Annotated in this window: 23 protein-coding genes; 14 read left to right on the forward strand and 9 right to left on the reverse strand. The window is 68.9% G+C overall.

Annotation, left to right across the window (positions count from 1 at the left end):
* The gene (locus tag FYX01_RS24170) at positions 1–1,062 is read right to left on the reverse strand and encodes an AAA family ATPase (RefSeq protein WP_150245557.1); all 1,062 of its coding nucleotides are present in this window, start codon (positions 1,060–1,062) and stop codon (positions 1–3) included.
* A 150-nt stretch (positions 1,063–1,212) separates the two neighbouring features.
* Between FYX01_RS24170 and FYX01_RS24175 the strand changes: the two genes are divergently transcribed.
* From FYX01_RS24175 to FYX01_RS24195, 5 genes are all read left to right on the forward strand, one after another.
* On the forward strand, positions 1,213–1,923 hold the full coding sequence (locus FYX01_RS24175; protein ID WP_150245560.1) for a hypothetical protein: 711 nt from the start codon (positions 1,213–1,215) through the stop codon (positions 1,921–1,923).
* 360 nt (positions 1,924–2,283) lie between these two features.
* A complete protein-coding gene (locus tag FYX01_RS24180; RefSeq protein ID WP_150245709.1) occupies positions 2,284–3,051 on the forward strand; it encodes a HipA family kinase in 768 nt (255 codons plus the stop codon).
* Positions 3,048–3,476, forward strand: coding sequence for a DUF3037 domain-containing protein (locus FYX01_RS24185; RefSeq protein ID WP_150245563.1), 429 nt, complete (start codon positions 3,048–3,050; stop codon positions 3,474–3,476). The genes FYX01_RS24180 and FYX01_RS24185 overlap by 4 nt, the downstream gene beginning before the upstream one ends.
* A 146-nt stretch (positions 3,477–3,622) precedes the next feature.
* Positions 3,623–4,900 carry a multidrug effflux MFS transporter gene (locus FYX01_RS24190; RefSeq protein ID WP_223830623.1) on the forward strand — a complete coding sequence of 426 codons (1,278 nt, stop codon included), beginning with the start codon at positions 3,623–3,625 and terminating at the stop codon, positions 4,898–4,900.
* A 139-nt stretch (positions 4,901–5,039) separates the two neighbouring features.
* Entirely contained in the window at positions 5,040–6,956 is a 1,917-nt protein-coding gene (locus FYX01_RS24195) for an AMP-binding protein (protein ID WP_150245569.1), read from the forward strand.
* 67 nt (positions 6,957–7,023) lie between these two features.
* On the opposite strand, the gene FYX01_RS24200 is transcribed toward FYX01_RS24195, so the two are convergent.
* The 4 genes from FYX01_RS24200 to FYX01_RS24215 form a co-directional block, all read right to left on the reverse strand.
* Positions 7,024–7,671 (reverse strand): response regulator, encoded by a 648-nt coding sequence (locus FYX01_RS24200; RefSeq protein WP_150245572.1) that lies wholly within the window; start codon positions 7,669–7,671, stop codon positions 7,024–7,026.
* A complete protein-coding gene (locus FYX01_RS24205; RefSeq protein ID WP_150245575.1) occupies positions 7,623–8,888 on the reverse strand; it encodes a sensor histidine kinase in 1,266 nt (421 codons plus the stop codon). The genes FYX01_RS24200 and FYX01_RS24205 overlap by 49 nt, the downstream gene beginning before the upstream one ends.
* A gap of 154 nt (positions 8,889–9,042) precedes the next feature.
* Complete coding sequence (locus tag FYX01_RS24210) at positions 9,043–9,531, reverse strand: hypothetical protein (protein WP_150245578.1); 489 nt, start codon at positions 9,529–9,531, stop codon at positions 9,043–9,045.
* A 112-nt stretch (positions 9,532–9,643) separates the two neighbouring features.
* Positions 9,644–10,588, reverse strand: a complete 945-nt coding sequence (locus tag FYX01_RS24215) for a hypothetical protein (protein WP_150245581.1) — start codon at positions 10,586–10,588, stop codon at positions 9,644–9,646.
* 186 nt (positions 10,589–10,774) lie between these two features.
* On the opposite strand from FYX01_RS24215, the gene FYX01_RS24220 reads away from it, so the two are divergent.
* From FYX01_RS24220 to FYX01_RS24235, 4 genes are all read left to right on the forward strand, one after another.
* Positions 10,775–11,218 (forward strand): SMI1/KNR4 family protein, encoded by a 444-nt coding sequence (locus FYX01_RS24220; RefSeq protein WP_150245712.1) that lies wholly within the window; start codon positions 10,775–10,777, stop codon positions 11,216–11,218.
* A 103-nt stretch (positions 11,219–11,321) separates the two neighbouring features.
* Positions 11,322–11,990, forward strand: a complete 669-nt coding sequence (gene def / locus FYX01_RS24225) for a peptide deformylase (protein WP_150245584.1) — start codon at positions 11,322–11,324, stop codon at positions 11,988–11,990.
* Between the two features lie 228 nt (positions 11,991–12,218).
* On the forward strand, positions 12,219–12,692 hold the full coding sequence (gene rnhA, locus FYX01_RS24230) for a ribonuclease HI (protein ID WP_150245587.1): 474 nt from the start codon (positions 12,219–12,221) through the stop codon (positions 12,690–12,692).
* Positions 12,693–13,301: 609 nt separating this feature from the next.
* Entirely contained in the window at positions 13,302–13,550 is a 249-nt protein-coding gene (locus tag FYX01_RS24235; protein WP_150245591.1) for a hypothetical protein, read from the forward strand.
* Between the two features lie 422 nt (positions 13,551–13,972).
* On the opposite strand, the gene soxR is transcribed toward FYX01_RS24235, so the two are convergent.
* Both soxR and FYX01_RS24250 read right to left on the reverse strand, forming a co-directional pair.
* On the reverse strand, positions 13,973–14,446 hold the full coding sequence (gene soxR, locus FYX01_RS24245; protein ID WP_150245595.1) for a redox-sensitive transcriptional activator SoxR: 474 nt from the start codon (positions 14,444–14,446) through the stop codon (positions 13,973–13,975).
* Positions 14,447–14,450: 4 nt separating this feature from the next.
* The gene (locus FYX01_RS24250; RefSeq protein WP_150245598.1) at positions 14,451–15,164 is read right to left on the reverse strand and encodes an ABC transporter ATP-binding protein/permease; all 714 of its coding nucleotides are present in this window, start codon (positions 15,162–15,164) and stop codon (positions 14,451–14,453) included.
* A gap of 221 nt (positions 15,165–15,385) precedes the next feature.
* Here FYX01_RS24250 and FYX01_RS24255 point away from each other — a divergent pair, with 221 nt between their 5' ends.
* Positions 15,386–16,339 (forward strand): GlxA family transcriptional regulator, encoded by a 954-nt coding sequence (locus tag FYX01_RS24255; protein ID WP_150245601.1) that lies wholly within the window; start codon positions 15,386–15,388, stop codon positions 16,337–16,339.
* A 173-nt stretch (positions 16,340–16,512) separates the two neighbouring features.
* A complete protein-coding gene (locus FYX01_RS24260) occupies positions 16,513–17,499 on the forward strand; it encodes a DUF2332 domain-containing protein (protein WP_150245604.1) in 987 nt (328 codons plus the stop codon).
* Positions 17,500–17,561: 62 nt separating this feature from the next.
* Here the strand turns inward: FYX01_RS24260 and FYX01_RS24265 are convergent, their stop codons facing one another.
* Complete coding sequence (locus tag FYX01_RS24265; protein WP_150245607.1) at positions 17,562–18,551, reverse strand: adenosine deaminase; 990 nt, start codon at positions 18,549–18,551, stop codon at positions 17,562–17,564.
* A gap of 192 nt (positions 18,552–18,743) precedes the next feature.
* Here FYX01_RS24265 and FYX01_RS24270 point away from each other — a divergent pair, with 192 nt between their 5' ends.
* Complete coding sequence (locus FYX01_RS24270) at positions 18,744–19,910, forward strand: aminotransferase class V-fold PLP-dependent enzyme (RefSeq protein WP_150245610.1); 1,167 nt, start codon at positions 18,744–18,746, stop codon at positions 19,908–19,910.
* 18 nt (positions 19,911–19,928) lie between these two features.
* Here the strand turns inward: FYX01_RS24270 and pip are convergent, their stop codons facing one another.
* Positions 19,929–20,903 (reverse strand): prolyl aminopeptidase, encoded by a 975-nt coding sequence (gene pip, locus FYX01_RS24275; protein WP_150245613.1) that lies wholly within the window; start codon positions 20,901–20,903, stop codon positions 19,929–19,931.
* A gap of 96 nt (positions 20,904–20,999) precedes the next feature.
* Here pip and FYX01_RS26915 point away from each other — a divergent pair, with 96 nt between their 5' ends.
* Positions 21,000–21,401, forward strand: coding sequence for a MerR family transcriptional regulator (locus tag FYX01_RS26915; RefSeq protein ID WP_223830624.1), 402 nt, complete (start codon positions 21,000–21,002; stop codon positions 21,399–21,401).
* A complete protein-coding gene (locus tag FYX01_RS26920) occupies positions 21,331–21,723 on the forward strand; it encodes a GyrI-like domain-containing protein (RefSeq protein WP_223830632.1) in 393 nt (130 codons plus the stop codon). The genes FYX01_RS26915 and FYX01_RS26920 overlap by 71 nt, the downstream gene beginning before the upstream one ends.
* The last annotated feature ends 45 nt before the right edge of the window (positions 21,724–21,768 follow it).

The following is a 21,768-nucleotide window of genomic DNA, read 5'->3' on the forward strand; positions in this document are numbered from 1 at the left end:
TCACCTCGAGGAGGCGAAGGAGGCGGTCTCCCCGCTGGGCGGCTCGTCCCAGATCACCCGCGGCGCGAGCACGGTCGACAGGATGCGGTCGACCACCTGTTCCGCGGTGACCCCGTCGGCCAGGGCGTCGAAGGTGAGTACCAGGCGGTGGGCGATGATGTCGTGGGCGAGTACCCGCACGTCGTCGGGCAGCACGTAGTCGCGCCCGCGCAGCAGCGCCAGGGCCCGCGCCGCCGAGACCAGCCCCAGGGTGGCGCGGGGACTGGCCCCGATCTCCAGTATCTGGCGCAGGTCCGGCATCTGGTGGTTCTCCGGCTCCCGGGTGGCCATGACCAGCCGCACCACGTAGTCGGCGATGAGCTGGTGGACGTGCACACGCTGGGCGTCGGACTGCAGCTCGCCCAGGGTGACGGGGTCGAGCACCTGGTGCGCGGTGGGCGGGGTGGTCGACATCCGGCGCAGGATCTCCATCTCCTCGTGCGCGCGCGGGTGGCCGACGTTGACCTTCATCAGGAACCGGTCGCGCTGGGCCTCGGGCAGCGGGTAGACGCCCTCGGACTCGACCGGGTTCTGTGTGGCGATGACGATGAAGGGGGAGGGGAGGGGATAGGTGGTGCCGCCCAGGGACACCTGCCGTTCGGCCATGACCTCCAACAGGGCCGACTGCACCTTGGCGGGGGCGCGGTTGATCTCGTCGGCGAGTACGAAGTTGGCGAAGACCGGGCCCAGCTCCACGTCGAACTTCTCGGTGGAGGGATGGTAGATGCGTGTGCCGATGATGTCGGAGGGCACCAGGTCCGGTGTGAACTGCACGCGGGCGAAGGAGCCGCCGGTGACCTGGGCCAGGGTGGAGACCGCCAGGGTCTTGGCGATACCGGGCACGCCCTCGATCAGGCAGTGGCCGTTGGCGACCAGGGCGATGAGGGAGCGCTCCACCATGCGCTCCTGGCCCACGATGACCGTGGATACCTCGTGCAGTGCGGCGCGCAACAGCCTGGTCGGCTCACCCGGGCCGCTCTCGGGGCCCGAGGAGGGCGCGGAGCCGTTTCCGGTCTCTGCCATGTCCCGCCTTCCTAGCAGGGAGCCCCGACGCGGGGGCACCGGATAGGTTGTGGATCCTCACCTGTGGGTGACACTACCCGCTCCGCGGGCACCGGTCCGGTACACAACGCGGCGAAGCGGGCGGGCGGGGCGGGCAGAGAGGGGAAGGACATGGCGGTTCCCACGATGGAGCTGAACGAGGCCGATCCGCGCCAGCTGGGCGGCTACCGGTTGCTGGGACGGCTGCGCGACTCCTCCCTCGGCGTGGTCTACCTGGGTCAGGACGGTGCGGGGGACCAGGTGAGCGTGGCGGTCCTGGACTCCGGCGCCGCCGGTGACGGTACGGCGCGTGAGCGCTTCGCCGAGGCGGTGCGCGCCGGTTCCGACGTGGTGGCGGCCCGCACGCACGGGCGTTCGGCGCTGTGGGTGGCCGTTCCCCACGAGGGCCCCACCTCGGCGCAGGACTTCCTGGAGGCGGCGGCACGGTCGGGCCGGGTGGCCGCGAGCGGCCCGACCGTGATGCCCCACTGGGCGGGCTCGCGCGGTGCGTCCTCGGTGCGGTGGGCTCCCTGGAGCGGACGGCGGGACAGCGCGGTGGCCGCGGGGGAGAGCAACTGGTGGCTGATCGGCGGCTTGGGTCTGGTCCTGCTGCTGCTCCTGTTGCTGGTGTCGTTGTTGTACTGGTGGATGCTGCAGTTCCCGCCTCCGGAGATGCCGGGGTCCGCGCCGCCCCCGGAGCCGCAGGAGAGCCCCGGTGGCCAGCCGGGGGAGGGGGCCAGCCCGGCGGAGGAGGACGGGGAGGGGAGCCCGTCCACGCCGAGGATCCCGTCTCCGGGGGAAGGTCAGGGGGAGTGGGGGGACTCACCCCAGGACAACCTCTAGATCCGGGGAGGGACCCGTGGGAGGGGCCTGGCCGGTGCCGGGCCCTTTCTGTTGACCTACTATAAATCTACGTCGTAAAGGTGAGCGTTTTTCTCTATAGAAACAAAATTCAAAATTTAAGGAGCGGCTTCGCCGCACCAACACCTAAAAACCCTCCTGGAGACGTGACGGTACGTCCTGACCGTGATGGCTGGGTGCCTGGAACGGGTTCAGCGTCGTTCGGGGGGCATCAAGGGAGGGGTGTGGCCGTGTGGGATGGGCTCGGGCCGGTGCCTCCGCCCGTGTCAGCCTCAGGCCCGGCCGCAGGGGGCGCCCTTGGGATGTGCGGGCGTCGGGGTGTGCCCGCACCGGGCGGTGCCTATGCTGGTCCACGTGCTGAGAAAGGTGATCGCGACGCGGTACGTGCTGCCGCTGCGCGAAGGAGGTTCGCTCCCAGGGCTGGTCGAGGCCGACGATCTGGGGATGTACGTGGTCAAGTTCATCGGGGCGGGCCAGGGGCGCAAGACGCTCGTGGCCGAGGTGGTCTCGGGTGAGCTGGGCCGGGCCCTGGGGCTGCCGGTTCCCGAGCTGGTCCTGGTGGAGTTCGACGCGGTGATCGGCCGCAGCGAACCCGACCCCGAGGTGCAGGAGCTGCTCAGGGCCAGCGGTGGGCTCAACCTGGGGATGGACTTTCTTCCGGGGTCGCTCGGTTTCGACCCGCTGACCTTCGGGGTGGACCGGGAGTTCGCCGGGCGGGTGCTGTGGTTCGACGCTCTGACCGGCAACGTGGACCGCTCCTGGCGCAATCCGAACATGCTCCTGTGGCATGGCAGGCCGTACCTGATCGACCACGGCGCGACGCTGATCTTCCATCACAACTGGGCCAACGCCGACAGGTTCGTCGGCCGTGCCTACGACGCCTCCGACCACGTGCTTACGGGGTCCTCCCCGGACCTGGCCGCCGCGGACGCCGCGCTGGCGCCGTTGGTGGAGGAGGGTCTGTTGCGCCGTGTGGTGGAGCTGGTGCCTGATGAGTGGCTGGTGGGCGAGCCCGGGTTCGCTTCTCCCGATGAGGTCCGTGATGCGTATGTGCGGTTCCTGCTGGCGCGTGTGGCTGACCGTTCCTGGTTGCCGGAGGTGACGGGATGAGGCGTTACAGCGATGCGGTGACGACCGGCCGTGTGGGCGAGGAGCGCGATCGTGCGGTGTTCGAGTACGCGTTGTTGCGGGTGGTGCCGCGGTTGGAGCGCGGTGAGTGTGTGAACGCCGGGGTGATCGTGTACTGCCAGGAGCAGGGGTTTTTGGCGGCTCGTTCCGCGTTGGACGAGGGACGGTTGTTGGCCGTGGATTCTGGGGTGGACGTGGCTGGTGTGCGGCGTGCGCTGGAGGCGGTCGAGGTGATGTGTCGTGGTGGTGCGGGGGCGGGTGCGGCCGGTCGTGAGCGGCCGGGGCAGCGGTTTCGGTGGTTGACCGCGCCGCGGAGCACGATCGTGCAGCCGGGGCCGATTCACGGGGGTCTGACGGAGGATCCGGAGGCTGAGGTCGTGCGGTTGCTGGACCGGCTCGTAAGGTAACTGTCCGGGTCGTAACGGACATCACAGGTGTTTGGGGGCTTGAAAAGGAGGCGGTTCGCAGGGTCGTGATGTTGGTATGGAGTAGTACCGCCGCCGTGGGGAGTTCTTCCTTTCGGCCTTCCCGCTTTTTGCGAACTGGAGTGCCTGTGCAGTCCCCTGATTCCCCCTCCACGGCCCCTGAGCAGGGGGCGGTCGAGTCGACCCTGGTGCGGAGCCGGCCCTGGACGCCTTCGCGTAAGTCGGTCGCTTTGTTGGTTTTGGTGCTGGGTGTGCTGACGGCGACCGGGCCGTTGGCGACTGACATGTATCTTCCGGCTTTTCCTCAGATCACCCAGGATCTGGGGACGAACGAGGCTCGGGTCCAGCTGACGCTGACGGCGATGATGCTGGGTCTGGCGGTGGGCCAGCTGGTGATCGGGCCGATGAGTGATGCCTTCGGGCGTCGGGGGCCTCTGCTGGTGGGTGTGGCCGTGTTCACGGTGACGTCGGTGCTGTGTGTGTTCGTGCCGAGCGTGACGCTGTTCATCGTGGTGCGGTTCGTGCAGGGTATGGCTGGTGCCGCGGGTGCGGTGATCGCGCGTGCGGTGGTGCGTGACCTGTTCGAGGGCGATGACGCGGTGCGGTTCTTCTCGCGTCTGGCGCTGGTGATGATGTTGGCTCCGCTGTTGGCTCCGTTGGCGGGTGCGCAGTTGTTGCTGGTGGGTCCGTGGCAGGTGAGTTTCTGGGTGCTGGCGGTGATGGCGGCGCTGAGTTTTGTTCTGGTGTTGCTGTGGCTGCCGGAGAGTCTGCCGGTGGAGGATCGTCGTCGGCGGGGTCCGCGTGCGCTGTTGTCGACGGTGGCGGGCCTGGTGCGTCAGCCGCGTTTTATGGGTCCGGTGCTGACGCTGGGGTTGAGTTTCGGGATGCTGTTCACGTATGTGTCGGCGTTCTCGTTTGTGGCGCAGACGGAGTTTGATGCTTCGCCGCAGTTGTATGCGGGGCTGTTCGCGGTGAATGCGTTGGGGATGATGGCGGGGACGCAGACGAACGGGTTGCTGGTGGGTCGGGTGGAGACGTTGCGGCGTCTGGGCCTGGGATTGATGTTGGCGCTGGTGTCGGTGGGTGTGCTGGTGGTGTTGGCGCTGACTGGTGTGGCTGCTTTGTGGATGGTTGTGACGTTGTTGGCGGTCATGATGTTCAGCGTCGGGTTCATCATGCCGAATGCGACGGTGACGGCGTTGGACGGTCAGCCTGCCACGGTGGCGGGTACGGCTTCGGCGTTGATGGGTGCGTTGCAGTTCTCGTTGGGTGGCGGTGTGGCGTCGTTGGCGGGGTTGACGGCTTCGGGTGAGCCGTCGTTGATGAGTATGGCGATGGTGATGGCGTCCGCGGCGGGGTTGGCTTTGGTGGCTTATGTGTGGTCTGTGCGTTCGAAGGTCCGATGACCCCAGGAGTCGTGGTTTTTTGTGGTTCTCTGCTCCGGGTTGCTGTGTGATGGGGAAATGGGCACAGTAGGTCGCAATTCCCCGATTGAGGTGGGCCTGGTGTGCCCGCCTTCCGATGTGGCAGAGGATGAGTGTGGGTATGGGCGAGCCGAGTGTCACTCCTGGGACGTGGGCTCGGGGTCTTTCCGGGCTGGGTGAGCTGGTCTACGGGATGGCGACCGAGGATGCGCGTGCTGAGGTGTTCTCGGTGCGGGGGGAGCGTGGCCGTTGGGAGCAGGTGACGGCTGGTGAGTTCGCCACGGAGGTGACGTCGGTCGCCAAGGGTCTGGTCGCGTCCGGTGTGGGTGAGGGCGACCGGGTGCTGGTGGTGTCGGGTGTGCACCAGGAGTGGGTGCGGTTGGCGTTCGCGGTGTGGTCGGTGCGGGCGGTGTTGGTGCCGTTGGCGGATTCGGTGTCGGCGGAGCGGGCGGCGCATGTGGTGCGGCAGACGCGTCCGGCGGCGGCGGTGGTCCAGGGTGAGCGGTTGCTGCGTGTGGTGTCGGGGCTGCAGCGGGAGTTGCCGGATCTGGGCCGGGTGTGGCGGATGGAGGAGGGCCTGGCCGACGTGGTGCGGTTGGGCGCGTACATGGACGCGTCCTCGGTGCGGTTTCGGCGGGACGCGACGGTGGCCGAGGACGCGGCGGTGGTGCTGTACCCGTTGAGCACGGTGTCGCGGTTGACGCGGGGTGTGGTGCTTTCGCACGGGGCGTTGTTGTCGGCGGCGGCGGATCTGGTTGATCGGATGTGGCCGCGGGTGTCGGAGTTGTCTGCGGGTAGGGCGAGCACTTTGTTGGATCTGCCGTTGTCGCAGATTCCGGGTTTGGCGTCGTTGGTGGCGTGCATGGTGGGTCGTGTGCGTGTGGGGTTGGCTGGTCGCGCTGGTCTGTTGCGGCAGGCGGAGGCGTTCAAGCCGACGGTGTTGGTGTGCTCCACGGGGATGTTGGAGGGCATCTTCGCGCGTGAGCAGGGGAGTGCGCGTTCGACGGGGTGGGACTCGTTGGGGACGTTCAACTCGGCGGTGGATACGGCGGTGCAGTTCGACCGGTCGCCGAAGAAGGGTGCCTGGCGGCGGTTGTCGCGGTCGATGTATGACTGGCAGTTCGCGCGGGTGCGGGAGATGTTGGGCGGTCGGGTGCATCTGGCGGTGTGCTGGGGTGGTGACCTGTCGGACCGGTTGGAGTCCTTCTACGGGGGTGTGGGCGTGCCGGTGGTGCAGGCGTTCGGTACGGCTGAGACTGCGGGTGTGTTCGTGTCCGGTGCTGTGGGGGATCGTGTGCCTGGGACGGTGGGGCGTGTCCTTGGCGGGCGTGAGTTGTGGGTCTCGCGTGAGGGTGAGGCCTATGTGCGTGGTGGTGGGGTGTTCTCGGGTTACTGGGATGACGGGGAGGCTTCGCGTAGTGCGTTTCGTGAGGGGTGGTTGGCGACGGGGTTCGCGGTGGAGGTGGACGCGGACGGGTTTGTGAGGGTTGTGGGCCGGTTGCGGCCGCAGGCGGCTATGGCGGAGGTGCCGGGGCGGTTCGTGGCGCGTGGGCCCGTGGTGGAGCAGCCGGTGGGGGATGTGCTGACCGAGGTGTTGCCCGCGGTGGAGGCGCCGGTGCGGGAGGAGCGCGGGGACGTTGAGTTGGTGGCGGAGTTCGAGGCGCGGTTGCGTGCGCATCCGTTGGTCAGTCAGGTGCTGGTGATCGTGGAGGGGCGGCCGTTCGCGAGTGCGTTGGTGACGTTGGTGCGTGACCAGTTGGAGTACTGGCGGTTGGTGAATGGGCGGCCGTTGTCGATGGCGCCGGAGGAGATCGCGGGGGATCGTGATCTGCTGCGTGAGGTGCAGGGGTTGGTGTATGAGGCCAATCGGAGTGTGCCGCGGCATTTGGCGGTGCGGTCGTTCCATGTGTTGGCTGAGGAGTTCACGGTGCAGTCGGGGTTGGTGCAGCCTTCGGGGGAATTGCGGCGTGAGGCGGTGTTGCGGGCGTTCTCGGAGGAGATTGATGGTTTGTATCGGGTGCGTCGTGAGCCGCAGTAGGTAGGGCTGTGGGGCGCGTGTGGCGTTCTTTGGTGGGGCGGGCCGTGGGTGGCCCGCCTTTTTTGTGTTATTGGCCGTTGAGGTAGGCCAGGACGGCCAGGACGCGGCGGCTGTCGTCGGAGGAGGGGGGTAGGTCGAGTTTGGTGAAGATGTTGTTGATGTGTTTGCTGACGGCTTTTTCGGTGATGTAGAGGCGTCCGGCGATGGCGGAGTTGGAGCGGCCTTCGGCCATTTCGGCGAGGACTTCGTGTTCGCGGGGGGTGAGTTGGGCCAGGGGGCCGCTCTGGTCTTGGCGGGCCAGGAGTTGGGAGATGACGGCGGGGTCCATGGCGGTGCCGCCGTCGGCGACGCGGCGGACGGCTTCGATGAACTGGCCGACGTCGAAGACGCGGTCCTTGAGGAGGTAGCCGACGCCTCCGGTGTCGTCGGAGAGGAGTTCGCGGGCGTAGAGCTGTTCGACGTGCTGGGAGAGCACGAGGATGGGCAGGCCGGGGATCTGGGTGCGGGCGGCGATGGCGGCTTGGAGGCCTTCGTCGGTGAAGGTGGGGGGTAGGCGGACGTCGACGACGGCGACGTCGGGTTTGTGTTCGGTCAGGGCGGTGTGGAGGTCGGGTCCGTTGTCGAGGGCGGCGACGACGGTGAAGTCGTGTGCTTGGAGGAGTTGGATCAGGCCTTCTCTGAGGAGGGCAAGGTCTTCGGCGATGACAACGCGCACGGGATCTCCAGGGTCACGATGGTGGGGCCGCCCGGGGGGCTGGTGGTGTTCATCGTGCCATCGAAGGCGTCCAGGCGCCTGCGGATGCCGGCGAGTCCGCTGCCGGGTGTGGGGGTGGCGCCGCCGGTGCCGTTGTCGGTGATGGTGATGACGAGGCGGTTGCGGCCGTGGTTGATGTGGACCCAGGCGTGGGTGGCGTGAGCGTGTTTGGCGGTGTTGGTGAGGAGTTCGGCGATGGCGAAGTAGGCGGCGGATTCGACGGGGTCGGCGGGGCGGCCGTGGAGGTCGATGGTGACGGTGATGGGGAGGTTGTGGGTGAGGGCGAGGGCGTGGACGGCGCCGTGGAGTCCGCGTTCGACGAGGACGGGTGGTTGGATGCCGCGGACGAGGTCGCGGAGTTCGGTGAGGGCGTGACGGGTGGTTTCGCGGGCTTGGGTGAGCATGGCGCGGGCGGCTTGGGGGTCTTGTTCGACGATGTGTTCGGCCATGCCGAGGTTCATGCCCAGGGCGACGAGGCGGGCTTGGGCGCCGTCGTGGAGGTCGCGTTCGATGCGGCGGATCTCTGCGGTCTGGGTGTCGATGGTGTTGGCGCGGCTGGTGGCCAGGTGGGCGACGCGGGCGGTGAGTCGGGCTTTTTCGGAGGGGGAGAGGAGGAGGTGGCTGAAGCGTAGGTAGAGGTTGGTGGCCGGGGGGAGGAGGAGGTAGCTCAGGGTGAGGAGGAGTGCGCTGGGGGCGAGGGTGAGGAGTTGGTGGAGGGTGGTGGTGGGGGTGTAGAAGCCGTAGAGGGTGGGGCCGGTCAGGCCGAGGGCGAAGAGGAGTTGGAAGGTGCCGTGGGCCAGGAGGGTGGCGGGGATGGCGATGATGGCGATGTTGGCGGCTCCGGAGATGAGCCAGAGTATGTCTTTCCAGGTGGCGGGGTCGGTGATGATCGTGGCGCTGCGTCGGGTGATGCCTGCTGGGGGGATGGGTCGGTAGGCGCTGGGGGTGGGGGGGTTGGGGAGGAGGTGGGCGAGGGTGCGGCGTTGGCTGTCGGCGAGGGTGCGGAGGAGGGTGCCGGTGAGGATGACGAAGGGGAGGCCGACCCAGGTGAGGGTGAGGACGGCGGAGATGATGATGAGGGGGAGTAGGAGGAGGGCGGCGATGTTCTGGGAGAGCAGGAGGAAGAGGTAGGCCAGGGTGGTGGGGTGGCCTGCGCGGCGGTGGGGTGCGGTGGCCATGGGTGGTCTTTTCCGTTCCTGCTGTGTGGGGGTGGGTGTCCTATTGTGTCGTGTTCGGTGGTCGGGGTGCGGTGGTGAGGGCTCCACGGTGGGGTGGTGGTGCGGAGTGGAATGCGTCGGAGTTGGTCCATGTCCCCGTCACGGGGTTGGATCGTCAGCCGGTCTTTCGTTCCGGTTCGGGTTCTGGGGTGTGGCGGGGCAGTATCGCCGTGCGGAAGGGGCGTGCGCACAAGGCCGCCGTTCCGGCCGTGCCCGCCCCGCCGCCCCACAGGAGAAGGAGGGCGGTCACCGGGTAGGTCTGTGCGAGTACGCCGATCAGCGGGTTGGCCCACAGGAGCGGTAGCCACTGGGCGAGGGTCACCACCGCTTGGGCCCGTCCCACCGCTTCCCGGGGGCAGGCGGCCATGAACAGGGGGCCGGCGTGGGTGGAGAAGACGCCGGTTCCCAGGCCGACGATCAGGGAGACCAGGCAGAAGAGCGTCGCCCCTGGAGCGGCCGCGGCGGCCGCGATCCCCGCTCCGGCGGTGATCATCCCCCAGGCGGCGGCCAGTCCGGCGCGTGGAGCGGTTCCGCGCCACAGGACCGCCGCGGTCGCGCAGGCCATACCGATACCGAAAGCGCCCGCCGCCGTCCCCGTGGTCATCGCGTTCCATCCTCGTGCGGTGGAGATCACCGGTACCAGGAGTGGGGAGAAGGGGATGATGAACATGGCGGGCGCCGCGCAGGTTCATGGCGCGGGGTCTGGGGTGCGTCGGTCAGGGCCAGCGCATGTCGGTGGCGGGGCCCAGGTGGTGGACGCGGGTGCTGTGGTGGGTGTCGAGTGCGTTCTTGAGCTGGCTCCAGGCTTGCTGGGGTGTGTTGTCGGTGTTGTGGCAGCTGCGCTGTTGGCAGGCGGTGTGTTGGGACATGGCTCCGGCGAAGCGGAGGGGGTCGTCGGTGTTGGTGTGGCCCCAGCGGCTGATGTTGGCCCATTGGCGTGCTTGGATGCCGTCGGTTCGGTAGATCTGGGGGAGGACGTGGATGTGGGGGTTGCCTGCTCCGGCCATGTGGTGCACGTCTGTCAGGGTCCAGCCGTTGGCGCAGTTGCCTGAGGTGGTGGTGGGGCAGGAGTCGGCGGAGTTGGCGGCGTAGAGGGGGATGTCGGTGGCGTTGGTGTAGGCGGTGAGCCAGTCGCGGGCCCAGGCGGGGGTGGACCAGGAGGGTTCGGCGTCCAGGGCGGTGGTGATGGTGACGGCGTCGGTGGTGGAGGTGTTGTGGGCGGTGGTGACCAGGTGGGCCCAGCGTTGTCCGGCGTGGGTGCCGGTGATGTTGCCGTCGTCCTTGTTGTTGACGCCCAGGGCCAGGTGGGCGGTGGCTTGGTTGGTGCGGCATTCGGTGAAGCCCTGGGCCCAGTGGTGGGCGTATTGGGCGGCTTGGGTGTAGGGGGCGCGGGGTGTGGTGGAGCTCGCGACTCTGCCGGGTTCTCGTAGGGTGTCGTCTTTTTCCTGGGTGCCGAAGAAGAGGATGCGGGGGCCGGTGGTGCCGGTGCGTCCTTCGGTGCAGCCGTGCTGGTGGGCTTGGGTGGTTGTGGTGTCGGTGAGGATGATGTAGCTGCTGGTGGTGTGGCCGGGGTAGTCGGTGGTGGCGTGTGCGGGGATGGGCAGGGCTAGGGCTGTGGTGAGTGTGGTGGCGGCGAGTAGGCGCTGTGTGGTGGTGGTCATGGGCTTATTGTGTGTTGCTGTGGTGGGTTGTGCACGTAGGGTGATGTGGGTGGCGCGTCGTGGTTGGGGTGCGGGGTGGTGGTCGGCGCCGTCCTGGTGGGGGTTTGTGGTGGTGCGCCGGGGGCTGGTCCGGGTTTTTGGCGCAACTCGCCGTCAACGATTTCCCGTGTCTTGCCACAACCTGTGATGATCAGGGGTGTGTGGCGTGAACTGATCCTGGAGATGTATCCCGAGGCCGATCTGAGAGATCCGGCCGACGAGGTGACCCTGGCCGAGGTCGAGAAGCACCTGATGCTGCCCCTGCCCTTTGAGTTGGCGTCGTTGCTGCAGGAGACCGACGGGGTGACCAACGAGTACGGGGACGAGGTGGTGTGGGGTGCGCGGCGCTTGGTGGAGGACAATCTGGCGATGCGTGAGGAGCCTGACTACCTGGAGTTGTACGCGCCTTTTGACGAGATGATCTTCTTCGGTGATTCCGACATGGGGCCGCAGTTCGCCTACGTGCACACTGACTATGGTCCGGGGATCGTGGTGTGGGATCATGAGAGTGACCGGCGGCGCTTGGTGGTGGTGTCGTTGCGCGACTATCTGGCGCGGTGTCTGATCCAGGGCAATTCCTGGTTCCGTTGAACTGTTTTCCCGGGTGCGGCTGACCTGCCTGTTCGTGCTATTTTTCGGTGATGTTGGTGGTATGCCACCTGTTGTCGTGTTGGTGCGTTGTGAGAGTAGGACCATGTCGGAGCTGTCCAGGCCTGCCCAGGTTGCCGCTGTCGTTCAGGGCCGGGAGGTCGCGGAGTTTCCCGAGTTGGCTCCGGAGGCCGCGCGTGGCCGGGTGCGTCGGATCACCGTGACGGGTGAGGAGGTGTTGCATCGACGCAACGCCGAGGTGCCCGAGGAGATGTTGGGTGGGTCCGAGTTGGGTGGGCTCATCGACGACATGTTCGTGACGATGTACGCGGCTGAGGGTGTGGGGTTGGCGGCCAACCAGGTGGGTGTGGACCTGCGGCTGTTCGTGTATGACTGCCCTGACGATGAGGGTGTGCGGCACGTGGGGCACGTGGTCAACCCGGTGTTGGATGAGCGTGACCTGGACGATCCGGTGGTGGTGGAGGCCGAGGGGTGTTTGTCGGTGCCGGGTCCGCACGCGGACCTGGGGCGCGCGGAGCATGCCACGGTGCGGGGTGTGGACCGTGACGGTGCGCCGGTGGTGGTCGGTGGTAGCGGGTATTTCGCCCGGTGTCTGCAGCATGAGACCGACCACACGTTGGGTCGGGTGTATGTGGACCGGTTGAGTGCGCGTGAGCGCAAGCGGGTGTTGAAGAAGATGAGTGAGATGTCCCAGGACGTTCTCGCGCGCCGTCAGGAGCGTGCGGAGCAGTTGGCTGAGGAGTTCTCGCCCTGACCGGGGCCTGGTCTGAGGGGTGCGGTCGAACCTTGGGGGTTCGGCCGCACCCCCTTTTTGTGTGTGCTGGTGGTTGGTTGTGGTGTGGGTGATAGGTGCCTTTGGTGGGGTTGAGAGGCCGAAAAGGCGGGTTTGAGGGGTCCAGTGGGGTCGGGTGGCTCTGTTCACGGCTCTTCCGGGGCGGGATGTGGCCTTTCCGTGACCGTGGGGGGCGGTAGATTGCCCGGCATGCGTAACGGGGACGAGGTCGGCGATGGGCCGACGCGGCGAGTGGTCATCTACACCGACGGGGCGTGCAGTGGTAACCCCGGCCCGGGCGGGTGGGGTGTGTGGCTGCGCTACGGCGAGCACGAGAAGGAGTTGTACGGAGGTGAGGAGCAGACCACCAACAACCGGATGGAGCTGATGGCGGCCATTCGTGCCTTGGAGAGCCTGAAGCAGCCCCTGCCGGTGGTGGTGCACACCGACTCCTCCTACGTGCGCAACGGGATCACTTCCTGGATGCACAACTGGAAGCGGCGCGGGTGGAAGACGGCCGACAAGAAGCCGGTCAAGAACGTGGACCTGTGGCAGCGCCTGGACGAGGTGGCCTCGCGGTACGAGGTGGAGTGGCGGTGGGTGCGCGGGCACAGCGGGGACGAGGGCAACGAGCGCGCCGATGAGCTGGCCTGCCGTGGCCGGGACGAGGCCGCCGGGTTGTAGCGGTGTCGTGGTGTTCTGGGCGGGGGCGGCGCGAAAGCGTCGGCCCCGCTTGTGGTCGTGCCGTGTGCGGGGCTGGTCTCTTCGGGGTGGGAAGGTGCGGGAGACGGGGCATGGCCATGATGGTGGGCATGAACTCGCGTGGCGCTTTGGTCGTTGGTCCCTGGCGTTGGCTGCTGGTGGTGTGGGCGGCGGGGTGGTCTGCGCTGTGGGGCCCAGTTCTGCCGAAGGTACGGCGAGGGGCGAGGTAGATCGATGTTTGCCCGTCGTGGAACGGGTAGGCCGGGGGGTGCGCACCTGCGCGCCTCGCGGGCCACGGGGGGCGGCCTTCACGGCCGTGTGGCTCCGGGATGGAACGGCGCGGGTGCGGGGCCGGGCGCCCACGGGGGTTGAGCGCGCACGGCCCGCGCCGGACCGCCGGTACCGGGGGGATCCGCAGGGCCCGGCGAGACGCGAAAGCCCCCGCGCGACCAAACGTCGCGCGGGGGCTTTTTCGCGCCCTTGTGGACACAGAGGGTAAATATCCTGTCACTTCTTGCTTCGAAGGGGTATCAGTGCAGGTCATCGGGATAGAGGGCCCGGAGGACATGACCCACACACCGGAGGTTCCTCATGCGCAAGCTCGCCTCGTCCCTGGCGCTGGCCGCCGCCGTCCTGGCCCTGGGCGCCGCACCCGCCCACGCCCAGCTCGATGATGGCGTGATCGCCGTTCCTACGCTGGTCTCCCTCCCTGTGCTGGAGAACGTCACCGACGCGTTGCAGACTGACAGGAGCAATCCGGAGGTCACTTCCGAGGACAGTGAGGAGGAAAGCGACAACGTCTCCGACTACTGGATCAACTACAAGCTGGTGGACCTCTGACGCCGGCCACAGGTCGCGGCCGGACTTTCCCCGGTGATGGCGGGGGCGGTGGTCCGCGGCCCCCAGGAGCCCTGCGCGACATCGCGTCGCTCAGGGCCCTTTTTGGTTCGCGAGGGGGTGGCGCGCGCAATCTGGCGGCGCGTCCGGAGCTGGTGGCCAGTTTCCCCGGTGCCCGGGACTGGTCGCATGTGGAGCGGCTGGATCCCTTGACCGGGCGTGATCCCGTGCCTGCGGGCAAACTGCCGGGTGCTCGTTTCGAGGCGGACAAGTTCGCCGCCGGGGTGAGGGCGCAGGCCTCGGAGGAGGTCGCGTCTTACCGGGTGGCCGAGTGCCCGTTGCAGTCGGAGGCCCGGGCGGCGCGTGTGGAGGCCGACGGTTCGGGGGACTTCGTCGTGGTTCAGGCCGATGTGGCTGTCCCTGTTTCAGTGGGCGTCGAAGTCCTCTTTGAGGGCGTCGACCATCAGGCGGCGGGGTCCGGGGCCCGCGGCGGCGAGTTCGTCCTCGGGGTTGGACAGGGTGCAGGTGCTCAGGGACAGGCAGCCGCAGCCGATGCAGCCGGTCAGGTCGTCGCGCAGGCGGGCGAGCTGGCTGATGCGGGCGTCGAGTTCGGTGCGCCACTGCTGGGAGAGGTGGGCCCAGTCCTCGCGGGTGGGGGTGCGGTTCTCCGGCAGGGAGTCCAGGGCCTGGCGGATGCGTGCCAGGGGCATGCCCACGCGTTGGGAGATGCGGATGAAGGAGACCCGGCGCAGGGTGTCGCGGCGGTAGCGGCGCTGGTTGCCGACGGTGCGTCGGCTGTGGATGAGGCCCTGGCGTTCGTAGAAGTGCAGGGCCGAGACGGCGACTCCGGCGCGTTCGGCGACCTGGCCGACGGTGAGTTCCTTGACGATGGGTGCCACGTCCTCATCCTAGGGTGTTGCCGCTGGCGCGGTGGATGCCGGTGAGGGCGTACAGGCGTGCGTAGGCGCCGCCGCGGACGAGGAGTTGGTGGTGGGTGCCGGTTTCGGTGACGCGGCCTCTGTGCAGTAGCAGGATGCGGTCGGCGGTGCGGGCCTGGGCGGGTTGGCGGGTGAGCAGGAGGAGGCCGGTCTGGGGTGTGGGTGCGGGGCAGGGGGTGTGGGGTGGGGGGTCGGTGAGTAGGAGGAGGCGGGTGTTGGTGTGTTGGGCGTAGAGGTCGCGGGCTTGGTGGATGCGGGGGGTGAGGTGGGCGGGCAGGGTGGTGAGGGGGGTGCTCAGATGGGCGGGGTCCAGGTCGGTGTGGGCCAGGGCGTGGGCCAGGTGGGGGTCGTCTGGGTCGGGTGCGGGTTGGCCGGTGATGGTGTGGGCCAGGGTGGTGTGGGGGTGGGTGGTGAGCTGGTGGGTGTGGGTGTGAATGGTCAGGTGGCCGTGGGTGGGCGTGCCCTGGCCGGTGAGCAGGCGGGTCAGGGCGGTGGTGGCGGTGGTGGGCAGGCCGACCAGGGCGAGGTGTTCGCCGGGGCGGATGGTCAGGTCCAGGTGGTCCAGGAGCGGGGTGCGGTCTTGGGTGAGGGACACGTCGTGGAACTCCACCAGGGGTTTGGTGGGGGCTGGGGTGTGGTCGGGGCTGCGGCGGAGCTTGCCTCGGTTGGAGAGCCTCACGGGTGTCCGTTCGTGTGGTGTGGGTCGTCACCTGCCTGGGATTGTCCTACACGGACGAGAGTTCTCGTGATATTTCCGTGACACTGGTCTCGTGGGTGGGACGTGTTCGGTGGTGTGAGGGCGGGTGGGGCTGGTCGGTGCCCGGGGTGTGGGTGGCCGGTGGCAGGAAGGGTGGGGTGGGTGACCTTGTGGACCCGGGGTCGGGGCGGTGGGATGGGGTCATGGTTCACGAGGTGGTCGTCGTCGTTTTCGACGGTGTGCAGAGTCTGGACGTGACGGGCCCGTTGGAGGTCTTCTCCGGTGCGGTGCGGGCGCCGGGGTCCCGTTACCGGGTGCGTACCGCCTCGTTGGGCGGTGGGGCGGTGACCTGCTCCAACGGGTTGGGGTTGGTGCCCTCCGCGGCCTTGGAGGAGTTGGGGGAGATCGACACTCTGGTGGTGCCGGGCGGTGAGGGCGCCCGGCGTGAGGATCCGGAGCTGGTGGAGTGGTTGCGCGGTCGCTGCGGGGACGCGGGGCGGGTGGCGTCGGTGTGTACGGGGGCGTTCCTGCTGGCGCGTGCGGGGGTGTTGGACGGGTTGCGTGCCACGACGCACTGGGCGCACTGTGAGCGTTTGGCGCGGGAGTTCCCGCGGGTGCGGGTGGAGGCGGAGCCGATCTTCGTCCGGCAGGGGCGGGTGGTGACCTCTGCCGGGGTCTCGGCGGGCATCGACATGGCGTTGGCGTTGGTGGAGGAGGACCTGGGGCGGCAGGTGGCGTTGACGGTGGCGCGGTATCTGGTGGTGTTCCTGCGCCGCCCGGGTAACCAGGCGCAGTTCTCGGCCCCGTTGTCGGCGCAGGTGGCGCAGCGCCCGGCGGTGCGGGAGGTGCAGCACTGGGTTGTTGAGCATCCCGAGGGTGAGGCGTCGGTGGAGGCGTTGGCGCGGCGGGTGGGGTTGTCGCAGCGCCAGTTCGCGCGGGTGTTCGCGCGTGAGGTGGGGTGCACGCCGGGACGGTATGTGGAGCGGGTGCGGTTGGAGGCGGCCAGGCGGTGGCTGGAGGAGAGTGACGCCGGGGTGGTGGCGGTGGCGCGCCGGTGCGGGTTCGCCTCGGCCGAGGTGATGCGGCGGGCGTTCGTGCGGGCGTTGGGGTGTTCTCCGGCGCAGTACCGGGAGCGGTTTCGTCCGCAGGGTGTGTGAGTTCTTCTGCCGGTGGTCCCTGCCCTGTCGGGGCGGGGTGGTGCCGTGGTGCCTGGGTGGGGTGTGGTCCGGTGTCCTTCGGTGGGGGGTGAGCACCGTCACCGGGCTCGGAGGGTGGGGGCGGGGTAGGAACACGGCACTTGTGTCCCCCCGGTTTCGAGGAGCGTGCGGTCGTGGAGCATGTCGCTGATGTTGGCGCGGGTGTGGATCGCGTCGTGGAGCAGTATCGGGCCTTCGCGGAGCACTACGCGGACGCCGCTTCTCCGACCTATGCGCGTATCGCCCGTGCCCTGGCCGAGGACGAGCGGGTGCTGGGGTTGGTGGCCTCCCTGCCCGCGGGTAACAAGCGCCAGCCCAACTTGTTGTTGGGCGCGGTGCGGTTCCTGGGTGGGCCGGTTTCCTCGTGGGAGGAGTTTCGTGCCTGGCTGGTGGAGCACTGGGAGCAGGTGCGCCAGGTGGTGATGGAGCGCTACACCCAGACCAACGAGGTGCGTCGGTGTGCGACCCTGCTGCCGGTCCTGGCGGGGTTGGAGGGGCCGTTGGCGTTGGTGGAGGTGGGGGCGTCGGCGGGGTTGTGCCTGCAGGTGGACCGGTACCGCTATTCCTATGACGGCGCCGCCCCCATCGGTCCGTCCGGCAGCCCGGTGGTGCTCGAGTGTGAGACCTTCGGGCCGGTTCCGGTCCCTGAGCGTGTGCCGCGGGTGGTCTGGCGGGCGGGGATCGATCTGAACCCGTTGGATGTGCGCTCGGGTGAGGACGTGCGGTGGTTGGAGGCGCTGATCTGGCCGGGGCCGCATGAGGCGCGGCGTCGGGAGCGGTTGCGTGCGGCGGCGCGGGTGGCTGCGCAGGATCCGCCGCTGGTGGTGGCCGGTGACCTGGTGGAGCAGTTGCACCGGGTGGTGGAGCGGGTTCCGGAGGAGGCGCGGCTGGTGGTTTTTCACAGCGCGGTGTTGGCCTACCTGCCCGCTGGGCGGCGTGATGCGTTCGTTTCGGCGGTGCGGGGGTTGGAGGGGCACTGGGTGTCGAACGAGGGGTGGCGGGTGCTGCCGGATCTGGTGGGGCCGCGCCCCGAGGTGGACGGTGACTTCACGGTGGCGTTGGACGGGCGTGTGGTCGCTTTCGCCGGTGAGCACGGGCAGAGGTTGACCTGGGCCACCTGAGGCGGGTGGTGTCCGGCGGGCCCCGCCCCCTTTTTCGGGGGGTGGGGCCCGGCGTGTGGTGGTTACCAGGGGTGGGGGTGGGCGTCGACCTCGGCGATGAGCTGGGCCTTGCGCTGGGGCGGCAGGAAGGAGGCGGTGAAGGAGTTGCGGGCCAGTTGGCGCAGTTGGTCGCCGCTCAACCCCAGGTGGGTGTGCAGGGCCTGGAAGTTGTCGTGGACGTAGCCGCCGAAGTAGGAGGGGTCGTCGGAGTTGACGGTCACCAGCAGGCCGGCGTCCATCAGGGCGGGTAGTGGGTGGTGGGCCAGGTCGGGGACGGCGCGCAGGCGCACGTTGGAGAGCGGGCACACGGTCAGCGGGGTCTGGGTGGTGGCCAGGTGGGCGACCAGGTCGGAGTCGTCCAGACAGCGGATGCCGTGGTCGATGCGTTGGGCGCCCAGCAGGTTCAGTGCCTGCCAGATGTAGGAGGCGGGGCCTTCTTCTCCGGCGTGGGCGACGCGGTGCAGGCCCAGGTCGCGCGCGGCGGCGAAGACCTCGGTGAAGTTCTCGGGCGGGTTGCCGACCTCGGCGGAGTCCAGGCCCACGGCGCTGATGTGGTCCAGGTGGGGGCGGGCCTGGTCCAGGGTGTGGAGGGCTTCGGTGGCGGGGCGGTCGCGTAGGAAGCACAGGATGAGTGTGGTGCTGATGCCGTGGGTGTCGTGGCTGGTGTTCAGGGCGGCGGCCAGGCCGTTGACGACGGTGTCCATGCTGACGCCGCGGTTGGTGTGGGCCTGGGGGTCGAAGAAGATCTCGGCGTGGCGGACGCCCTGTCGGGCGGCGCGGGTCAGGTAGGCGTTGGCCAGGTCGGTGAAGTCGGCTTCGGTGCGCAGCACGTCCATCAGGGAGTAGTACAGGTCCAGGAAGGACTGCAGGTCGGTGAAGGAGTAGGCGCGGCGTAGGTCCTCGACGTCGGTGTGGGGCAGGGTCAGGCCGTTGCGGCGGGCCAGGGTGAAGGCCAGTTCGGGTTCGAGGGTGCCTTCGATGTGCAGGTGCAGTTCGGCCTTGGGGATGGGCATGGCTTCGGTGTGACCCTTTCGGTGCGGGGCGCGGGTGGTGTGTGGCCATTGTGGCTGATGGGGGTGGGTGTCGCGGGTCGGGGCGTGGCGGGTGGGGCGGCCTTCGCCTTCCGTGTCGGGCTGGTGCGCTGAAAGGGTGTGGGGTGGGTAGGTTCGCGGCGTCGTGTCGCCGCGGGATATGAGGAGGTCGTGGTGGGAATCGATGTGGGTGCGGTGCGCGCGGAGACGCCGGCGGTGGCCGAGGTGGTGCATCTGAACAACGCGGGTTCCTCGCTGTCTCCGGTGCCGGTGGTGGAGGCGGTGGTGGAGCACGTTCGGTTGGAGGCGCGCCTTGGTGGTTATGAGGCGGCTGAGCGTGCTGAGGCGGCGGTGGAGGGGTTCTACACCGGTGTGGCGCGGATGGTGGGGGCGCGTCCGGAGGAGATCGCTTTTGTGGAGAGCGCCACGCGGGCCTGGGAGTTGGCGTTTGGTTCGGTGGCCTTCCGGGCGGGGGATCGGGTGTTGACCACCACCAGTGAGTACCCCAGTAACGCGTTGGGGATGGTCAAGGCCGCCCGTGAGCGTGGGGTGCGGGTGCAGGTGGTGGAGGATGACGCGTGCGGGGTGATGGACCTGGAGGCGTTGGAGCGCGAGTTGGACCGGGGTGGGGTGCGGGTGGTGGCGGTCAACCACATGCCCACCCACAACGGGTTGGTCAATCCCGTGGAGCGGATCGGGGCGCTGTGCCGTGGGGCGGGGGCGTTGTTCTTGTTGGACGCGTGCCAGTCGGTGGGCCAGTGGGATCTGGATGTGGAGCGGTTGGGGTGTGATGTTCTGACGGCCACGGGGCGCAAGTTCCTGCGTGGTCCGCGGGGGACGGGGTTTTTGTACGCGAGGGCGGGGGCGGGTCTGGGTGAGCCGCCGGTGGTGGATGTGGCCTCGGCGCACTGGGAGGGGCAGGGGTACCGGGTGCGTGAGGACGCGCGCCGGTTCGAGAGTTTCGAGCGCAGTGTGGCGGGTCAGATCGGGTTGGGTGTGGCCGCGGGTTATGCGGTGGATGTGGGGTTGGCGGCGATCCAGGAGCGGGTGGGGGCGTTGGCCGACTACGCCCGGGAGCGGTTGTCGCAGGTGGATGGTGTGCGGGTGCTGGACCGGGGGGCGGTGCGGTCGGGGATCGTGACCTTCGCCGTGGAGGGGGCCAGTGCCGAGCGGGTGCATGCCGGCCTGGGGCGTTCCGGGGTGCACGTGAGTGTGGCCAGGGTGTGGAACCAGGTGTGGGAGCGCGATCCGGTGGTGGATGAGGCGGTGCGGGCCTCGGTGCACTATTACAACACCGAGGAGGAGGTGGAGACGTTGGTGCGTTTGGTCAAGGAGCGTTAGGAGAGGGGTCGTGCGGCCTCACCGTGTGGTGGGGCCGTTGGGTGTGGGTCGGGTGGCCAGGCGGTCGGTGGCCGCGCGGGCGGTCTGCAGCAGGGTGACGGTGCCCGAGCCGTGTCCGGCTTCCTCGACCACCAGGAGTTCGGCGTCGGTCCAGGTGCGGGAGAGGCGGTGGGCGGTGTCGAGGGGGCCGCTGATGTCCAGGCGGCCGTGGACCATCGCTCCGGGGATGCCGGCGAGTGTGGTGGCCCGGTGGTGGAGTTGGTCTTCTTCCAGGAAGGCGGCGTTGCTCCAGTAGTGGGTGACCAGGCGGGCGAAGGTCATCCGGAAGTCGGGGTCGGCGAAGTCGGGGTTGGGGGTGTGGCCGGGGGCGGTGGCCACGTGCACGTCCTCCCATCGGCACCAGGCGCGGGCGGCCTCGAAGCGCACCCGGGGGTCGGGGTCGGCCAGCAGGCGGGCGTATGCGGTGGCCAGGTCGGTGGGGTCGGCGTCGGGTCCGGCACCTTGGCGGAGGAGTTCCCATTCCTCGGGGAAGACGCGGCCCATGTGGTGGGTGATCCAGGTGACCTCGGCCGCTGTGGTGGTGGTGACCGCGACCAGGACCAGGGCGCTGACGCGGGTGGGGTGGGCTTGTGCGTAGGCCAGGCCCAGGGTGCTGCCCCAGGAGGCGCCCAGGACCAGCCAGGTGGCCACGCCTCGGTGGAGGCGTAGGGCTTCGATGTCCTTGATGAGGTGGTGGGTGGTGTTGGTGGTCAGGTCGGTGCTCGGGTGGCGGGCGTTGGGGGTGGAGCGTCCGCTGCCGCGCTGGTCGAGCATGATGATGCGGTAGTGGTCGGTGTCGAGGAAGCGGGTGTAGCCGGGGTGGCAGCCGCCGCCGGGGCCGCCGTGCAGGACCAGGGCGGGTTGGCCGTGGGGGTTGCCGTACTCGTGCCAGTACAGTTCGTTGCCCTGGCCGACGGTGAGCATGCCTTCGGTGTGGGGTGTGGGCAGGGACATGGGGGTGTCCTTCCGTTGTGTGGTGGGGTGCGGGGACCCTACCGCGTCAGGGGCGGGTGTTGACCGTGCCCTTGGGGCAGGGGCCGCACTCATGGCATGACCTCCCACGGACACGCCCCGGGCGGGCTCTCCCCCAAGGCGCTGCGGTTGTACGAGGGGTCGGGGCTGCTGGTGCCCCACCGGGTGGATCCGCGCAACGGGTACCGGTCGTACCTGGTGGAGCAGGTGGTGCGGGCCCGCCGGATCCGGTTGCTGCGCCGGATGGAGACGCCCCTGTCGGTGGTGGCCCAGGTGATGGCGGTCGGTGGTGAGGAGGCCGCGGAGCGGGTGGAGAGGCGTTGCGTTCGCGGCGCGGTGCGCTGGAGGAGTTGCGTCTGTCCTGGAGTGGTGACGGTGGTGTGGCGGGGGCCGGGCCGGTGTGGAGAGTGTGGGTGCGGTGAAGGTGGCCGCCACGCGGGCTCGTACCGACCAGCGGCATCTGGTGGTGACCTTCCATGAGCGGGCCGAGCGGGTACGCCGCCATCTGCGCGGACAGGGTGCGGCTCCGACGGGGCCGTTGTGGGTGCTCTACCACGGGGCGGTGACCCCGGACGGGGCGGCGTCGATCGAGGTGGCTCTGTCCTTCACCGGTCACGCCGAACCGGGTGAGGGGACGGTGGTCCGGTTGGAGGGCGCCCACACGCGTGCGGTGTGCCGGGTGCTGTGCCGGGGCTGTTTCCCTCCGCGGATCATGGGCGCCTACGCGGCCGTGGACCGGTGGTTGGACGCTCGCGGCGCCCAGCCGTGCGGGGTGTTCAGGGAGGTCTACCCGGCGACCTAGGAGGACGTGGCCGAGGACTGTTTGTTCGCGCTGGTGGTGCCCTGC

It is taken from the genome of Nocardiopsis quinghaiensis, from assembly GCF_008638365.1.
In the GTDB taxonomy this organism is placed as follows: domain Bacteria; phylum Actinomycetota; class Actinomycetes; order Streptosporangiales; family Streptosporangiaceae; genus Nocardiopsis; species Nocardiopsis quinghaiensis.

Excerpts from the sequence above, each read along its gene's own strand:
- def (WP_150245584.1), top strand. The coding sequence starts at position 11,322 with ATGTCGGAGCTGTCCAGGCCTGCCCAGGTTGCCGCTGTCGTTCAGGGC.
- pip (WP_150245613.1), bottom strand. The coding sequence starts at position 20,903 with ATGTCCCTGCCCACACCCCACACCGAAGGCATGCTCACCGTCGGCCAG.
- FYX01_RS26915 (WP_223830624.1), top strand. The coding sequence starts at position 21,000 with ATGACCTCCCACGGACACGCCCCGGGCGGGCTCTCCCCCAAGGCGCTG.
- FYX01_RS24265 (WP_150245607.1), bottom strand. The coding sequence starts at position 18,551 with ATGCCCATCCCCAAGGCCGAACTGCACCTGCACATCGAAGGCACCCTC.
- FYX01_RS24210 (WP_150245578.1), bottom strand. The coding sequence starts at position 9,531 with ATGACCACGGGGACGGCGGCGGGCGCTTTCGGTATCGGTATGGCCTGC.
- FYX01_RS24195 (WP_150245569.1), top strand. The coding sequence starts at position 5,040 with ATGGGCGAGCCGAGTGTCACTCCTGGGACGTGGGCTCGGGGTCTTTCC.
- FYX01_RS24170 (WP_150245557.1), bottom strand. The coding sequence starts at position 1,062 with ATGGCAGAGACCGGAAACGGCTCCGCGCCCTCCTCGGGCCCCGAGAGC.
- FYX01_RS24215 (WP_150245581.1), bottom strand. The coding sequence starts at position 10,588 with ATGACCACCACCACACAGCGCCTACTCGCCGCCACCACACTCACCACA.
- FYX01_RS24205 (WP_150245575.1), bottom strand. The coding sequence starts at position 8,888 with ATGGCCACCGCACCCCACCGCCGCGCAGGCCACCCCACCACCCTGGCC.
- rnhA (WP_150245587.1), top strand. The coding sequence starts at position 12,219 with ATGCGTAACGGGGACGAGGTCGGCGATGGGCCGACGCGGCGAGTGGTC.
- FYX01_RS24255 (WP_150245601.1), top strand. The coding sequence starts at position 15,386 with ATGGTTCACGAGGTGGTCGTCGTCGTTTTCGACGGTGTGCAGAGTCTG.
- FYX01_RS24185 (WP_150245563.1), top strand. The coding sequence starts at position 3,048 with ATGAGGCGTTACAGCGATGCGGTGACGACCGGCCGTGTGGGCGAGGAG.
- FYX01_RS24175 (WP_150245560.1), top strand. The coding sequence starts at position 1,213 with ATGGCGGTTCCCACGATGGAGCTGAACGAGGCCGATCCGCGCCAGCTG.
- FYX01_RS24180 (WP_150245709.1), top strand. The coding sequence starts at position 2,284 with ATGCTGGTCCACGTGCTGAGAAAGGTGATCGCGACGCGGTACGTGCTG.
- FYX01_RS24235 (WP_150245591.1), top strand. The coding sequence starts at position 13,302 with ATGCGCAAGCTCGCCTCGTCCCTGGCGCTGGCCGCCGCCGTCCTGGCC.
- FYX01_RS24220 (WP_150245712.1), top strand. The coding sequence starts at position 10,775 with ATGATCAGGGGTGTGTGGCGTGAACTGATCCTGGAGATGTATCCCGAG.